The sequence below is a fragment of the Paenibacillus sp. FSL H8-0457 genome, from assembly GCF_038051935.1.
GTDB classification, from domain to species: Bacteria; Bacillota; Bacilli; order Paenibacillales; family Paenibacillaceae; genus Paenibacillus_AQ; species Paenibacillus_AQ lautus_A.
Genome location: NZ_CP150293.1, coordinates 3,844,783 through 3,861,412, shown reverse-complemented (window position 1 = coordinate 3,861,412; position 16,630 = coordinate 3,844,783). Strand labels below are relative to the sequence as shown.

General features: G+C 46.9%; 15 protein-coding genes. 11 read left to right on the top strand and 4 right to left on the bottom strand.

Features of this window, described 5'->3' with window-relative positions; all coding sequences use genetic code 11:
• Positions 1-219 precede the first annotated feature (219 nt).
• Positions 220-1,131, bottom strand: a complete 912-nt coding sequence (locus tag MHI43_RS16915) for a DMT family transporter (protein WP_036660596.1) — start codon at positions 1,129-1,131, stop codon at positions 220-222.
• 153 nt (positions 1,132-1,284) lie between these two features.
• Between MHI43_RS16915 and MHI43_RS16910 the strand changes: the two genes are divergently transcribed.
• From MHI43_RS16910 to MHI43_RS16900, 3 genes are all read left to right on the top strand, one after another.
• The gene (locus MHI43_RS16910; RefSeq protein ID WP_036660594.1) at positions 1,285-2,187 is read left to right on the top strand and encodes an AraC family transcriptional regulator; all 903 of its coding nucleotides are present in this window, start codon (positions 1,285-1,287) and stop codon (positions 2,185-2,187) included.
• Positions 2,188-2,262: 75 nt separating this feature from the next.
• Complete coding sequence (locus MHI43_RS16905) at positions 2,263-3,192, top strand: alpha/beta hydrolase (RefSeq protein WP_036660592.1); 930 nt, start codon at positions 2,263-2,265, stop codon at positions 3,190-3,192.
• A gap of 208 nt (positions 3,193-3,400) precedes the next feature.
• Positions 3,401-4,270, top strand: coding sequence for a hypothetical protein (locus MHI43_RS16900; RefSeq protein ID WP_036660973.1), 870 nt, complete (start codon positions 3,401-3,403; stop codon positions 4,268-4,270).
• 221 nt (positions 4,271-4,491) lie between these two features.
• Here the strand turns inward: MHI43_RS16900 and MHI43_RS16895 are convergent, their stop codons facing one another.
• Positions 4,492-4,701: a hypothetical protein gene (locus MHI43_RS16895; protein WP_036660591.1), complete on the bottom strand. Its 210-nt coding sequence runs from the start codon at positions 4,699-4,701 to the stop codon at positions 4,492-4,494.
• 249 nt (positions 4,702-4,950) lie between these two features.
• Positions 4,951-5,340, bottom strand: coding sequence for a DinB family protein (locus MHI43_RS16890; RefSeq protein ID WP_341283137.1), 390 nt, complete (start codon positions 5,338-5,340; stop codon positions 4,951-4,953).
• Between the two features lie 233 nt (positions 5,341-5,573).
• On the opposite strand from MHI43_RS16890, the gene MHI43_RS16885 reads away from it, so the two are divergent.
• The gene (locus MHI43_RS16885; protein WP_036660589.1) at positions 5,574-6,203 is read left to right on the top strand and encodes a hypothetical protein; all 630 of its coding nucleotides are present in this window, start codon (positions 5,574-5,576) and stop codon (positions 6,201-6,203) included.
• Between the two features lie 178 nt (positions 6,204-6,381).
• Positions 6,382-6,906: an AAA family ATPase gene (locus MHI43_RS16880; protein WP_036660588.1), complete on the top strand. Its 525-nt coding sequence runs from the start codon at positions 6,382-6,384 to the stop codon at positions 6,904-6,906.
• 390 nt (positions 6,907-7,296) lie between these two features.
• Here MHI43_RS16880 and MHI43_RS16875 read toward each other — a convergent pair whose 3' ends face one another.
• On the bottom strand, positions 7,297-7,986 hold the full coding sequence (locus tag MHI43_RS16875) for a helix-turn-helix domain-containing protein (protein ID WP_015735538.1): 690 nt from the start codon (positions 7,984-7,986) through the stop codon (positions 7,297-7,299).
• A gap of 301 nt (positions 7,987-8,287) precedes the next feature.
• Here MHI43_RS16875 and MHI43_RS16870 point away from each other — a divergent pair, with 301 nt between their 5' ends.
• The 6 genes from MHI43_RS16870 to MHI43_RS16845 all read left to right on the top strand — a co-directional run bounded on the left by MHI43_RS16870 (position 8,288) and on the right by MHI43_RS16845 (position 16,627).
• Positions 8,288-9,679 (top strand): extracellular solute-binding protein, encoded by a 1,392-nt coding sequence (locus MHI43_RS16870; protein WP_036660587.1) that lies wholly within the window; start codon positions 8,288-8,290, stop codon positions 9,677-9,679.
• Between the two features lie 96 nt (positions 9,680-9,775).
• The gene (locus MHI43_RS16865; RefSeq protein WP_036660586.1) at positions 9,776-12,667 is read left to right on the top strand and encodes an extracellular solute-binding protein; all 2,892 of its coding nucleotides are present in this window, start codon (positions 9,776-9,778) and stop codon (positions 12,665-12,667) included.
• 98 nt (positions 12,668-12,765) lie between these two features.
• Positions 12,766-13,647, top strand: coding sequence for a sugar ABC transporter permease (locus tag MHI43_RS16860; protein ID WP_235201681.1), 882 nt, complete (start codon positions 12,766-12,768; stop codon positions 13,645-13,647).
• A 14-nt stretch (positions 13,648-13,661) separates the two neighbouring features.
• On the top strand, positions 13,662-14,525 hold the full coding sequence (locus MHI43_RS16855) for a carbohydrate ABC transporter permease (RefSeq protein WP_175495229.1): 864 nt from the start codon (positions 13,662-13,664) through the stop codon (positions 14,523-14,525).
• A gap of 18 nt (positions 14,526-14,543) precedes the next feature.
• The gene (locus tag MHI43_RS16850; protein ID WP_036660585.1) at positions 14,544-16,004 is read left to right on the top strand and encodes a hypothetical protein; all 1,461 of its coding nucleotides are present in this window, start codon (positions 14,544-14,546) and stop codon (positions 16,002-16,004) included.
• Positions 16,001-16,627, top strand: a complete 627-nt coding sequence (locus MHI43_RS16845) for a Yip1 family protein (protein ID WP_036660584.1) — start codon at positions 16,001-16,003, stop codon at positions 16,625-16,627. The genes MHI43_RS16850 and MHI43_RS16845 overlap by 4 nt, the downstream gene beginning before the upstream one ends.
• The last annotated feature ends 3 nt before the right edge of the window (positions 16,628-16,630 follow it).

Here is a 16,630-nt window from a genome sequence, read left to right as displayed (position 1 = left end):
AGAGCAGGATAAGCGCTAGAAGAATTATGATGTCGCTGCATGATATTTTTAAAGAAGGGTTTAAAAACAGCCGATCCACGTGGATCGGCTGTTTGTGTTTAACGAGCAGCTTAATAATGTTATACCTCATGCAACAGTATGGGATGCATTGTATCCTATTCCATATGGAGGATGCTGGCTAGTTACATTCTACCGATGGACTAATACTGCATACACTGATCAATGCGAAAGATTTTTGTGAGCTGAATATCTTAGGGTTTGCAGCCAAAAATATGTCAGCATGCCCAGCAGCGTAATCATCCCACCTACAAATTGAAATACGGAGATCGTTTCTCCCAACAACAGATAAGCCAGCATTATGGCCAAAACGGGTTCGCCGATAATGCCAACGGAAACCGTTGTTGCACCAATGGACTTGAGCAGCAGATTGAAAACATATTGGCCAAAGATCGTGGGAATGACCGCAAGCAGAAGGAAGTATGTCCAATCCGAAGCGTTGTAATGGGTCAAAGAATGGTGATTCCACAAACTGTAGACGAGCAGGACACTCCCCCCAATAAAGAAGACGACAACACTGTATAGATTCGCATTGATTTTGTGGCTCACTTTCTGTCCGACCAGCATATAAGCCGACACCAGTATGGTTCCTAGCAAAGACAAACCGTCCCCAATCAAAGCCTCTCTTGAGACGCCAATATCTCCCCAAGCGATAATGATTGAGCCAAACAGGGCGGCAACCAAGCAAAGAACGGTCAGCACACTCGCTCGTTCCCTAAACATATAGTACGAACCGATCATCACAAACAAAGGCTGTAGCGCCAGGATTTCCATGGAACTCGCCACGGAGGTATATACCAACGACTCCATCCAAAACAGGAAATGCAATCCCAGAAGCAGGCCGGCCAAAAAAACGGTTCTCCAATCCTTCGAGTCCAGTTTTGAGGAGCGGAGCGTTTTCCAGGGGACAAACGGAAGCATGATGAGTGCCGATAGATAAAGTCTGTACATACCGGCTACAGCGGTTGGCGTGTCCGATGATTTGATCATGATCGAAGATACGGACACCGACAGAATGGCGATAAAAAGCAGGATATACGGATGAAGCTGTAACTGTAATTTATATCTTTTCAATGATTACCCTCCAAGAGGGCCTATCCGATCGTCTGTGCACAGGCTAGTGATAAGCCAAATTCATGATATAATAATATCATCGTATAATATTGTATTGTGTAATTATATCCTTCAATAATATAGATATATCGTCATAGAAAGGAGCTAGTTGGAATCGCTAAGCCGCTGCATGAAACTATTTTGTATCCCGACGATTCGTTTCCTTATATCATGTACACGCATACGCTTCATAAAAGCATTCCCGAAGGCAGAGGATTCAACGATCTGCATTGGCACGAAGATCTGCAGATCACGTTGGTGACGAAAGGAAAACTGAGTATTCAAGTAAATGGGATGGATCATGAGCTGAAAACCGGCCAGGCGATTCTGATCAACAAGGGAGTTCTTCATGTGGCGACGCAGCTAACGCATGACGGTCAATATGTGAGTTTCAATTTTCCTGAGAAACTGCTCGCCTTCCACGCGGACAGTGCCATGGAAAAAAATTATGTGCTCCCTTTTACCAATTCTTCTTTCGTTTCGCTCGTGATCACAGGAGATGCGGAGTGGGAGAAGCAGGTATTGGACCTGCTTTGGGAAATGAGAAAGAAGTTTAATATAAAAAAAAGCTGGGGATGGGAATATGAGATTTCGATTCAAACCGTTCAGCTATGGTACATCTTGATCTCCAATATGTCGGTCTCTCCCGTGGAAGCACCAAAACACGTGAAGCGGCAACAGGAGAGACTGCAATTCATGCTTAGCTTCATACATCAAAACTACTCGTTTCCTGTAACGCTGCAAGAAATTGCCGATGTTGCGCATCTGAGCATCTCGGAGTGCACCCGATGTTTTAAAAAAACGGTTCATATGACCCCCTACGAGTACCTGATCAAGTACCGGATAAAGAAAAGCAGCGAATTATTAATATCAACGGACGACACCATAACCGAGATCGCCCGCAGGGTAGGCTTCAATCATGTCAATCATTTTATTCAGTCTTTTAAAAAGTACCACGAAAGAACACCCAAAGATTTTCGAAAGCATAGAGCTGAAATGAAACATTCCAAAGTTTAACGTATATCCATTCAGTTTCATACTTTAACTGAGAAGACGATAGAGAAATCGGTAGTCTATCGTGAGGTCACGTATATGTCGGTTCTGAAAAAACGAAAGTGGATTTTATGGTTGTCAGCTTTAGTCCTGATCGTTGCAGTTCCAATAACTATTTTCATGCAAATCATCATTCATTCAAATATACCAGAGCTTGCGGATGGAAGCATTGAGCAAAGGTATGCGCAGAAAGGAAGCTATCATGTAAAGGTAGAAGAAGTTAAGAGAATGAGCGGGGAGGCTTTATTTAGAATATACTACCCGGCATTTCAAGAAGACGAATCCTATCCTATTATTTCATGGGGGAATGGAACAGATGCCACGCCAGATCGTTATGATGAGCTCTTAACTCATCTAGCTAGCTGGGGATTCATAGTAATAGATTCGTACAGCAAGACAACAGGAACAGGAAAAGAAATTGTGGAGGCTATTGATTATTTGAAAAATGAAAACGAACAAGCAAACAGCTTGTTTTATCAAAAAATACAAATGGAACATATTGGTGTAGCTGGACATTCTCAAGGGGCTACAGGGGTCATTAATGCACATACCAACTATAAAAGTGGATCGTTGATTAAGACGGTTGTTTCCATCGCTCTCCCGGATTTGAAGCATTGTGATCCAGAAGATGTGTACGATACAGCACGTATTACCGTTCCTTTTCTCATTATGGGAGGTACACGAGATTTCATAATATCACCGGTATCAACGAATCAATTAGCCTTACATAATACTCATGCAAGCACGCCAGTTATGATGGGGATGGCGAAAGGTGCTGCTCATACAGCGATTGAAGGTAATGGTGGCAATCATCGGGGGTACTTGACGGCTTGGATGAGATATCGGCTGTTTGATGATCAGGAAGCCATGAAGGCATTTCATGGGGATTCTTCCGAGATGATGCATAATGCAAATTGGGTGGACGTTGAACAAGCTAATATGGATGATCATACATTCGTGAATCCATAACAATCATGTTCGGTTATATCCCTCGTGGGATTATGTTTGTGTAATTTATAGGACTTTCTCTCTGGCGGAGTGCTCTTTTGATTGTATAGACGAAAAGAATCATTTTTCCGGGAAGTTTGATGAAATGGGTATACGACCTCTGTTGAATATAATACGATCAGTCTTATTACGTAACAAGTTCGAATTTACGACAACGGAGGGAAACGCTTTGAAGTACATTAGGACGATTATGATGATAGTAGGCGGCATCTGCTTGTTGGGCATTGGCTGTACCGTTCAGAAACAAGAATCGGAGATCACCCTAAGCGAACTCAAACAATCCGATAACAATATTCGCGTACCACATAATGACCGACTGCATATGTCTACTGATCAGAGGTGGGTTGAGGAAGAAGGGCATCAGTCTGATCTGATTCGGCTTCAATGGACGGCGGAAAGGGCTAAACCTGCAATCGTGTGGCTCGACGAGAAGGGAATGAACAAAACGGCGATCATATCGCATGACAAGGCTAACAATCCTGATCAGCACGACCATAAGCATATCTCATTCGAGACGACGATGTCGCCAACGGGGGAATATCCGAACCAACTGTTTACCCGGTTTGAAATTCCTTACGATACTGACGTTAGCGAGATTCGTACGCATTCTTCCAACTTCAATGTAATGAACGGCATATTGCGAGTCGCAGGGGAAAAAGGGACTAACCGGGATATCCAGTTCAGTGTAGCCGGCAAGGAAAATGAGACGATAACGAGATGGGCCCTTCGGGCAGATAGTTCCGAAGAACCGGGGGACAATTCCGGAGCCGACATGCAGTTCGTTCGTTATGACGATGACGGCAACGTCGTTGATTCCCCGCTAACCATAAGGCGCAGCAGCGGTAATGTCGGTTTAGGTACGAATGACCCCGATACCAAGTTAGATGTAAACGGGGATATGCTTCGAATCCGGGACAAATTTACGCCTGCTTCATCCACAGTTGCCTGTAGTCAGGGTCAGATAGCATGGGACGACGATTATGTATATGTTTGCGTTACCGAAAACAAGTGGAAAAGAACAGAGCTCTCGTCCTGGTAACATTGGATAGGTGATAGGCGAAAAGGGGCAAGTGCGGGAAAGGGGTCTTGTCCTTTAACGGTATATGTTCAAGGATTGCCGCGGCACAAGAACATGGGCTAAAAAACCATAGTGGGAGTTTCGGCATAGCAAGCATCATCGATCCGGGTAGTTCAACAATCAAAGGAGAACTCCGCAAAATGTGTTATCCATATTTAATTTTGTCATTTATCGCATCCCATTCACTCTTTCTTTTTTTTGAAGAAATCGAACTTGATCACATAATCAAAGAGAAAGGTGATTGCAACAGCTCCAAGTGGAATCATTGCGTATGCCCAAGGCGGATTATTTGGAGCTTCACCAGGGGGTGCATCAATTAAAATCTCAAAAAGAACAACACAGTAAATTACGGCCAATACAATACCTGTTACGTTCCTACCTTTTTTACGCATGGCTATTTTTCACCTTCCTTAACTTTAACAACCACTGAATATAAATCATCTTATTCTAGAAACGTTGAGAAGCGGGCCTTCCGGAACTTGAAGGTCTGGATAAGCTAAAGTGAACTGTCGAAGAAGGAGAGTCGGAAAGTCATTTTCAGCATCATTTTCCTGATGAGAAATCAGATGAAGCAGTGGTGGATTAGTCCGATGTTGGGTAGCAAAGGGCTTTACCATTATAAGACAAAATGGTTTTTACGTTCAGAAGAGGGGACCGGAGAATCCGTTCAAACGTGCGATGACGCCGATTTGACCGACATGGTACGACTCATGCTCGAAAACATGATGGAAAATCCATCGCAGTGTCGGCGCCGAAGGCGGTTCCCAACCGTCTGAAAAACGAGGGAGCTGTATGGCTGGTTCATATTCATCGTAAACCATGGAATTGAGCTTGAACTCCGTTTGGTTCCGAATGTCGATATAGGCCTGTAAAATTTGCTGCGAGTGCTCCAAAGACTGCGGAAGTTGACATTTTCCCTTAGAACTAATCACGTTAATCCACTCGTCTTCGCTGCGCGCGATGTGCTCAACGATCCAGGCGATAGAGTTGGGATGATCGGGATGCGTTTCATACCACTGTTCTTCCGTCAATTGGTTTAAATAAGGGATCAGGATCTTCCTTACATCATTTCGATAAGGAAAAAAAGCAACTAGTTTCATAATTCCTCCGGTAGCAAGATAGAATAAGTATAAGTTGAATATCTATCATCATAGAGGTTCATTATAACTTAATATATGGACGGGAACAACGGAATCTCAAGTGAATGGGAGGAAATCGGTAGAAACTAGCTTAAAATCCCTTTGAAAGTTTGGAAGTGTTAAATTTGGAAAAGAGCCATTTGTCACAAAATTCATTTAATGCCGTTCAGTCAATTGTTTCTGCAATTAATCTCCATATGAATGATAAATATCCTTTAGTAGTTTCATTGGACGGAGGAAGTGGGGCAGGCAAATCTACACTTGCTGCTGGGGTAACCTCGCAGTTAGGTGCAGCAGTGATTCACTGCGATGACTTTTTTGATGCAACTGTCCCTGACAACGATTGGGATACATACTCATTGGAGCAAAAATGCCGTCGTTGTATTGACTGGCAACGTATGCTTAATGAAGCATTATTGCCTCTGTTAGAAGGTAGGAAAGCCCAATACTATCCTTATTACTTTTTATCTGGCAACAGCTTGGGATCGAACTTGGTGACGATTGAGCCTTCAAAGGTAATTATCCTTGATGGTATTTATAGCTCCCTCCTTGAACTACCCGATGTTAACCATCTTACAGTACTTGTGGATGTACCACCCGAAATTCGCCGTCATAGGCATGATATTAGGGAGGGTACCGACGATTTGGATTGGCATCTTCGATGGGACTCGGCTGAGGACTACTATTTTACAGTTCTGCGTCCACCGACAACATTCGATATAATAGTGGTAAACAATGAATCTAATGTTATTTAGATTTAACTTATCTGAACTAATGGGAAACGATAGTTGAGGAAAACAGATGGAGCAGTTTGCCGGTTGGCAGCTGCTTCATTTTCATTACTCATAGTTCAATTATAATTGTTTTCTCAATCCTGTTTATACGTTGAAACTGTTAAACTGTAATTAAATTGAACGAATTGGGGAATTAGAGATGAGCAAAGGGAAAATCGTGTTTTTGAACGGAGTAACCAGTTCAGGAAAAACATCTATTGTAGACGCTATTCAATTAAAATCGAACGAGTTTTATTATGTTGTTGCAAACGATCTTTTTGAAAATACAATTGGCGATCACTATCTTCGAGAAGATTATTGGAAATATTTAAGTGATGCCATTATTATGATGTATCATACCGCCAAACTATTTTCTGACCATGGTAAAAATGTGCTTATCGATGGCATCTTGGTAGAAAGACCTGAGTTAAAGCCGCATTATGAAAAAGTTAAGGACATATTTGCTGGGTACCCCTTTTATATGGTTGAAGTGTTTTGTCCCTTGGAAATTTGTCGCCAAAGAAATATTGAACGTGGAGATAGAGCTGAAGATCAATCAGACTGGCAAGACAAATTGATGGCAAAAGATATACAGTACGACTGTACTGTCAACACACACGTAAATTCTTCAGAAGAATGTGCAGATTCGATTCTAAAATGTTTGCACGGTAGGTTCGAATATTAATCATGTTACGCTCACGGGAAACGAAAGTAAATAAAGAAAAGGCAGCTGGTCAGAGCGATCAGTTGCCTTTTTAGATTAGTACTCTGAAAGAAACAATACGAACCGAAATGTACTATTCTGTAGTTTATGTAGCCCCCTAAAAAGTCAAATAATAAACGACAGACGCATAAAGTTATGAAATTATTGCTCTCATCTGCAGGCGTTAATAACATAAAACATGCACGACGCTCTAGTTGACATGCTTGGCAAGCCGTTGCCAACTCGAACGTACTGTGTATCCCCAACTCGATGTACGGACAACCCCTGGGTGGGTCCCGGTGTCAAAGCCTGGCAGCATCAAAACGGCCGGTCAAAGGGGGACAGTCCTTGGATAACCAAGGACTTTTGGCGTTAGGAGGCGACCATCTTCCGATATTCGTTCGCGCTTACGCCGGTATAGGATTTAAATCGCTTATAGAACCAGTCGATTTCCGTATAGCCCACCTCATACGCAATTTCGTAAACCTTGAGATCCGTTTGCTCCAGCAATATTTTCGCTCTTTCCATGCGCTGGATGAGCAAATATTCGTTAAAACTCATATTTTCATGGTTCTTGAACTTTTGACCAAGATAGGAGCGGTTGAAATGGAATTTGCTCGATAAGTCTTTCAGGGTAATATTTTCGTGAAGCATTTTTCCTACATATTCCTTCACTCTGTGGATCACGTCATCCTCAGTGCGGTGATGGTTCGCCTTTATAGCTGCTACGCTCTTCACCAGTTCCTCAGCCGGCAACGTGCTCGGCAAGTAATCACTGACCTGAAGCTGCAGCGCTTTTCGAATAACGGCAAATTTCATGGCATCCTCGATGACGATGATGGGCAATCGGCTGATCCTCCGGATCCGACCGCACAGTTCCAACCCTTCTTTAGGTTTGCCGTTCATGTTGATGACGGTCAGCGAATAGCCATTCTCCTCAATCAGATGCAGCGATGCGTCGCAATCATGTTCGCAGATGTCTATGTTCATCCCGCATTTGCCCCAATCCTGCAGGCGAAGCATGTCGCTTTCGGAATAGCAACTCAGATTGATATACAGCATCTTAGATATGTTGACTCCCTCCCGTACATTTCCTTAAACGGAATATCATTCAAAATGATTACGCTTACATTATGTTGCCCTGATCCCGTTCTTCACAATGTGCTTTTCTTTGCATAGCTAGCCGTTCTTTACTTCTTTCATAGCTGGGTTATAAAGATCGGTGAACATGCCGCAGAACAAGCTGGCTATCTAGCGTTTCACAGGTTGAACATCCCGATTTCCCCAGGTTGTTGCATGGAAATGTAAGCGCTAAACTTTGGATGAATATGGACCAAACATCAATCGTTGAGGGGGATTAAAGATGTGTGTTCGCAAATTAATGGTTCTGTTATTAGGATTGGCGCTGCTGCTTGCAGCCTGCAGCGGAGGCTCAGGCAGCCCAAGCAGCGGCAACCAAGAAACCGTGGAATCGGAGACGAATAGCGGCACTGAAAACGAGACGTCGAAGGGAACGGACGAGACCGAAAACAGCGGCGAGGAAGAAGTCTACAGAACGCCGGATATGGATTTTGATTTAGGCGGCAAGACCATCAAAATCGTCTCTTGGTGGGATATGACGATTCCGGAGGATACCCCGGACAATATCGAGCGCAAGAAGAACCTTGAAGACCTGATGCAAAAGCATAATTTTAAAGTGGAGTACGTGGCGATCGATTATGGCGAGTACCAAGAGAAAGTTACCGCTTCCCTGATAGCCGGTGAGCCGATCGGCGATATCGTTCGACTTGGCAAAACCTATACGGTGCCTACCTTGGTTAAACAGGATCTGCTTTGGCCGATCGACGAATACACCCAGAACCCCATCGCCTTTAATCAAAAGGTTACGAAGGAATACTACACGTATAAAGGCAGGGGGTATGGGTTTACCGAAAACCAGGCAAATCTGGTTCAAGGCATCTTTTACAATCGTACACTTATGAACCAGCTTGGCTTAAAGCCGCTTCAAGAGTACGTGAACGAAGATAACTGGAACTGGGAAACATTCATCCAAGTGGCTAAGGAAGCCAACAAAGATACGAACAACGATGGCAAGCTGGACACTTGGGGGCTAGCAAACTCCTCTCTCATGGACCATGCCTTGTATTCCAACAATACGGGGCTGACCAAAGAAGATAAGCAAAATCTCGATGATCCTGCAACATTGGATGCACTTCAATTCATTTCTCGTATTGCTACCGAGAAAATAGCAAGACCTACCGAGGGCGGCGACTGGACGGAGCCAGGGCAATTTTTTCGTCAAGGCAATACATTAATGTACGCCGGTGCCCTCTATGAGATGAGCGGCTTGCAGACGGATATGCCGGATTACGACATCGGTTTCGTACCTTTTCCAAAAGGGCCGAACGCAACGGAATACCACTCTGCCGAAGCACTCTTCCAGGCGCTTACCATTCCGAAAGCAGTCGAAAATCCTGAACAGTTGCTGTATATCTGGGAGAAAATCAACGACATTGATTCCGTATACGATTATCCGGACCAAGGCTCGTACGAAACGATATTCTCGAATGAAGATGACTTGAACAACGCCAAGATGGTGGCGCCAAATATGATTATTCTTGACCACAATACATTCCCGAATTTGAAGTACTACGATTTCGTCGGGGAGCTGAATGAAGGGATATCCGTTTCCACCGTTGTTGAGAAGTATAAGTCAACGTTTCAAGCGGCCATCGACGAAGTATATGGTCCTTGACCTTGAATATTAGCCGAAGACCGATCGTCCCTGCGGAGCTCATTGCTGCGGCAGGGGCGATCATTGGATGGATTAACCGTGTGGGAGGGAGAGAAATTGAACACCAGGAACAAGCGTTTCGGCAGCGCCATACTTGTCATCGTCCTATTTTTTTTGTCTCTATGGGCCTTCTACCCTTCGAAATCGACAAACCAAGGCACCGTTCAAGCGACCGCCGACTTTGAAGCGATCACGGAAACGGAAGGGCAGGACGGGTACAGCCAGTATTTAGAAGCCCATGCATCGGCAAACCGTCCGGACCGCATTGTCCGCATCGAAGGCGAGTCTTTTGTATCAACCGCTGGGAAGGGATTCGAGATCGCGGAGAAATTACACGGTTCCGAAGGCAAATCCGTGATCACGCCAGAGACGGGTTCCATCTCCTGGAAGGTGAACGTGGAAGAGCCAGGCTTATATCATGTCCGAATTCGCTATTATCCGATTGAAGGGAAGAGTTCGGCGATCGAAAGACAGTTCTCTATCAATGACGAGGTGCCTTTCAAAGGTGCGGATATCGTGCTATTCGACAGGGTATGGGGAAATCGGGACGAAGAAATCAGGCAGGATAACCGGGGAAACGATCTGCGGCCAAGGCAGGTCGAAAAGCCTTCATGGCAGCTTGCGCCGCTCTCCGATCGGTATGGCTATTATGATGAGCCGTATTCCTTTTATTTTGACAGGGGCAAGCAGAAGCTTACGCTAACGTCCTTGCGGGAGCCGATGGCCATTGATTATATCGAGCTCTACCAGGATCATGCCTTGAGAACGTACGAGGAGCTGGCGAATGAATATGAGTCCGAGGGCTTGGAACCGAGCCGGGATCAGTACATTCTGATCCAAGCGGAGGACGCCAAGCGGAAATCGTCGCCGACCTTGTATCCAACATCCGACAGATCCAGCCCGACCGTGGTGCCGTACGACGTTTCCAAAATCAGAGTCAACACCATCGGAGGCGTCAACTGGAAGCTGCCTGGGCAATGGATCGAATGGGAGTTCGAAGTGGAAGAAGACGGTTTATACCAAATCGCCTTAAAGCAAAAGCAGGACCAGCTCCGCGGCGTATTCGCCACCCGCAGCCTTATGATTGACGGGGAGTTTCCCTTTCAGGAAATGAAACGAATCCGCTTTCATTACGACCGCGATTGGCAGATGAATGTGCTGGGAGTGGAAGAGCCTTATCTATTCCATTTCACCAAAGGCACGCACCGGATCCGAATGATGGTGTCTCTTGGCGAGATTGCGCCTCTCTTGCAAACGATTGAATCCAGCGTGCTGGAACTGAATGAAATGTACCGGAAAATATTGATGATCACCTCCAATACGCCGGACCCGTTCCGCGATTATCAATTGGAGAAGCGGATTCCGGATATGGTGGAGGTGTTCGCCGAGCAGGCCGAAATCATTCAGAGCGTGGCCGATTACCTGGAAGAGGCTACGGGCGAGCGAAGCGACAAGGTAGCCGTCCTGCATTCGATGGTGCACCAGCTGAACGAGCTTGCCGATAATCCCGAAACCGTCGCGAAGCGCTTGGATACGTATAAAGTGAACGTAGGCGGTCTGGGAACCTGGATGCTGCAGATTAAAGAGCAGCCCATCTCGCTCGATTACCTTATCATTCACTCGCCGGACCGCAAGCTGCCCAAACCGGACGCGTCGTTTCTCGAGATAACGGGCCATGAGCTAGGCGCTTACGTGGCTTCATACACGGAAGACTATGACACGATCGGCAACGCCGGCGATGAAGAAGACGCCATTACCGTTTGGGTAACGACCGGACGCGATCAGGCCCAAGTACTGAAAGCATTGATCGACGACACGTTTACGCCTGAATCGGGCATTCCGGTGCATCTCCGGCTTGTTCCGGGAAATATCCTTCTGCCAGCTACGCTTGCCGGAGAGGGTCCGGATGTCGCCATGCAAATCGGCGAGGATGTGCCGGTCAACTACGCGATGAGGGGCGCTGCTGCCGATTTGACGAAATTCAATGATTTCGAGCAGGTGGCCACCCGGTTCCGCGATAGCGGGCTGGAGCCTTACAAATATAACGGCGGGGTGTACGCCTTGCCTGAGCAGCAAACCTTCCCGATGTTGTTCTATCGGAAAGATATTTTGGAGGAACTTGGTTTAAAGCCGCCCGCTACCTGGCAAGAAATCTATGACATGATATCCGTGCTTCAGAAGCACAACATGGAATTTTATTTGCCGCTGGAAGCCACCAATGCAAGCCTGGTCCCGAATGCGACGTTCGCGATGCTGCTGTACCAGAACGGCGGGCAGTTCTACCGCGATAACGATACGAAGAGCGCGCTCGATTCCGACATCTCCATGGAAGCCTTCAAGAAGTGGACGCAGTTCTATACCAGCTACAAGTTCCCGCTTCAAGCGGATTTTCCGAACCGTTTCCGGACCGGAGAGATGCCGATCGGGATTGCGGATTACACGACGTACAACATGCTGACGGTTATGGCCCCCGAGATTAAGGGACTGTGGGATTTCACGATCGTGCCGGGCACTGAACGCGGGGACGGCACCGTAAACCACGAGGTTGCCAGCCATACGACCGCCGTCATGCTGCTTCAGAATTCGAAGAGCAAAGAGGCCGCTTGGGAATTTCTGAAGTGGTGGACCGGCAAGGATACGCAAATTGCGTATGGACGAGAGATGGAAGGCTTGATGGGTGAGGCGGCCCGCTATCCGACGGCCAACATCGAAGCGCTGGAGGAGCTGCCATGGCCGGTGAAGGATTACCGAAATTTGAATAACCAATGGAGATGGGTGCGAGGAATTCCGCAAGTGCCAGGAGGATATTTCACGGGCAGGCATTTGGACAATGCGTTTAGAAAAGTAGTGAATGCCAGCGAAAATCCGCGAGAAGCCTTGTCCGATTATATTTTGTACATTAACGATGAAATCGAGATCAAGCGAAAGGAGTTCAATTTGCCATATTAACAGGGGAGGTGCGGTAGACGATGCAAGGAGAACCAGGAATTCAAACCGTGAAGAGCCCCAAATCGAATGTGCAGAGGAACAGCCGTTGGGTTTCCTTCATGAGTGAGTTGAAACGCAGCAAGCACTACTATTTGCTGATGTGTCCGTATATGATTATTTTCTTTCTGTTTACGGTCATTCCGGTGGTCTTTTCCTTTGCCCTAAGCTTCTTTTACTTTAACATGCTGGAATTTCCGAGGTTCGTCGGTTGGCAAAACTATTCGAGACTATTTCTGAATGACGATATCTTTATGATCGCCTTGAAAAACACCTTGATGTTTGCAGTCGTAACCGGTCCTGTCAGTTATATCGCCTGCTTTGTATTCGCATGGATCATCAATGAACTGTCGCCCAAAGTGCGGGCGTTCATGACGCTGGTCTTTTATGCGCCTTCCATATCGGGAAACGTTTATTTCATTTGGCTCATCATCTTTTCCGGTGACAGCTACGGGTATTTAAACGGATTTCTTATGAAAGCCGGTTTTATCTTGGAACCGATTCAATGGCTTCTGAATGAAAACTATATTCTATGGATCGTGATTATCGTACAGCTTTGGCTCAGCCTGGGCACCAGCTTTCTGGCTTTTATCGCCGGTCTGCAAACGATCGACAAGTCGTTGATCGAAGCCGGGGCGATGGACGGCATTAAAAATCGATGGCAGGAGCTCTGGTATATTACGCTGCCGTCCATGAGGCCGCAGCTGATGTTCGGGGCCGTCATGCAGATTACAACCGCATTCGCGGTCGCGGATATCTCCATCGCGCTAGCCGGGTTTCCGAGCGTTAACTATGCGGCGCACACGATCGTAACCCATCTGATGGATTTCGGCACGATCCGCTTTGAACTCGGCTACGCATCAGCCATTGCGACGTTCCTGTTCCTGCTGATGGTAGGGACCAACAAGTTAACGCAAAAAATGTTGAGAAAGATAGGTGAGTAACGTTGGCTGCGAAAATGATTCGATATTTCCGGCTGCCGAGAACGCTGAACCGTTCTTTGCCCGTTAGCATTTTGCTGTTTGCGCTGCTCGCCTTGTTCGGAGCCTTCATGGCATTGCCCTTGATTTACGCGGTGAACAACGCATTCAAGCCGCTGGACGAATTGTTCATTTTCCCTCCGCGGTTTTTCGTAAACAATCCGACGATGGATAATTTCCTGGACTTGATGGTGTTAATGGGGAATTCCTGGGTACCCTTATCGCGCTATTTCGCAAACACGCTATTGATCACCATCATTGGAACGGCCGGACATATCCTGCTGGCGTCCGCGGCAGCCTATCCGCTGGCCAAATACCGGTTTCCTGGCTCGAAAGCGCTGTTCTCCATCGTGGTGCTCGCCCTGATGTTTTCGCCCCATGTAACGGCGATCCCGAACTATATGGTCATGTCTTGGCTGGGGTGGATCAATACGCATGCCTCCATCATCGTGCCTTCCTTGGCTTTTCCGCTCGGGCTGTTCCTGATGAAGCAGTTTATGGAGCAAATTCCCGACGCGCTGCTCGAGGCGGCCAAAATTGACGGGGCCAGCGAGTATCGGATTTACTGGTCCATTGTGATGCCGAACGTGAAGCCTGCCTGGCTGACGCTTATGATTTTGCAATTTCCCGCGCTTTGGGGCAGCGATGGCGGCAGCTTTATATACAGCGAGCATCTGAAGACGTTACACTTCGCGCTGGGACAGATCACGGAAGGCGGAATCGCAAGAGCCGGCGTCGGCGCGGCCGTTGCTTTGCTCCTGATGATCGTTCCCATCACGCTCTTTATCATCTCCCAGAGCAGCGTCATGCAGACGATGGCCACTTCAGGGATGAAGGATTAGAAAGGAGGCATGACCAGATTGATCAACAGCTTGCGCAAACTGAAAACGCCTCTCCTCATCTTGATCTGCTGCTTATTGGGGGTTGGCGCAGGAACGGGGAACGTAAGCGCCGAGAGCGCCGCGGACTCCTACAATTATTCCTATTGGGGCGATGCCGTCGCAGCGCCGGCCGCTTATGTGGCGACCGAATGGATCAGCGGCTCGGACCTGGGGACGGGAGCTTTCCAAGAGCCCAGCGATCTCCACGTCGCCGCCGACAATCGCGTATACGTACTGGATTCAGGCAACAATCGGATCGTTGTGCTGGACCATGATCTAAAGCTGGTAACCACCGTGGATTCCTTCACGAGAGAGGGCAAGCCGGATACATTCCTTCAACCGCAAGGGATTTTCGTGACGGATGACGGCGATGTGCTTGTAGCGGACACGGGTAACAAGCGGGTGGTTCACTTAGATGCGGATTTTCAGCTGGTCAAGATCATCGATTCGCCGGAGTCGGAACTATTGCAGGATTCGTTTAAATTCGAACCCGTGCGGGTCGTAATGGACCATGCACAGCGAATTTATGTCATGGCTGGCGGCGTGTTTGACGGGTTCATGGAATTCAACGCCGAAGGGGCGTTTACTACTTTCATTGGCGCGAATCGCGTTTATATCGATCCGATCGAATATTTCTGGAAGCAGATCTCGACTAAAGCGCAGCGCAGCCAGATGGTCATGTTTACGCCTACGGAGTTTACGAATCTGGATATGGACTCGGAAGGATTTATCTATGCCACTAACGGAGACCAGTGGGGGAACAACATTAAGAAGCTTAACGCGCAAGGCAGTGACATTTTACGAAGAACAGGGTATTCCGACCCGCAGGGCGACATTCTTTACATCAGCAGCGAAGGTCCTTCTAAGCTGATCGATATCGATGTTACAAACAGCGAGATATACTCCGTTCTCGATGGCAAGCGAGGGCGGGTGTTCACTTACAACGGGGACGGTCATCTGATGTACGTATTCGGCGGGCTGGGGAACCAATTGGGCCAGTTTCATACGCCGGCCGCCATCGATCGAATCGGCGAGGATTTTCTTGTGCTGGATAAAGCGCTGGGCGAAATCACCGTCTTCCGAACGACCGAGTACGGGCGAACGCTGAATGAAGCAGTCAAAAGCTATTACCGTGGCGAGGAAGAAACCGCTTTTGCGTTGTTTAATCGAACGATCGCCATGAATGCCAATCTGGATTTTGCCTATGCGGGGATCGGTAAAGCCTTGCTTCGTCAAGGCGATTATAAGGACGCCATGAAGCATTTTAAACGCAGTTTGGATCAGAAAAACTATTCCAAAGCATTCCTGCTATATCGAAAAGAAGTCATGAGAGAGCATTTTCCGTTGATCATGACCGTGCTGTTCTTAGCCGGAATCAGTATTTTTGCCGCGGCAAGGCTTCGGAAAGTGAAGGAACGAAGAAAGGGGGCTTCCGCATGAGCAGGGATTGGATTCGATTCCCCCTAAATCTCATGGTTCATCCCTTTGAAGGCTATTGGGACCTGAAATACGATCGCAACCGAAAATTCACGTTGATCATTTCATTTTGCGTATTGTTTCTGGTGGCCGTTACGAACATTTTGGGGAGCCAGTACAGCGGTTTTCTAGTCCATGTGTACAATCCGGAGACCATGAACAGCTTCATGGAAATCGTGTATGTGATCGTGCCGGTATTGTTCTGGTGCGTGGCCAACTGGTCGCTTACGACCTTGATGGACGGAGAAGGCAAATTCGTCGAAATTTTCACGTCGACCTGCTTTGCGCTTATGCCGCTCGTGATCATTCAATTTCCATGGATTTGGCTCAGCAATCTCGTTTCGCTGCAAGAGACCGCCTTCTATTATTTTTCCAACTCCGTTGCGGTTCTTTGGTTCGTATATCTGCTGTTTATCGGCAATATGACTGTACATCAGTTTTCCCCGTCCAAAACGATCGGAATTATGATGCTGACCCTGGTCGCCATGGGGTTCATGGCTTTTATCAGTTTGCTGTTTTTCAGCTTGGTCCAACAGATCGTGGCCTTTATATCCGTCATCTATCAAGAATTCGTCATGAGAACTTAAGGA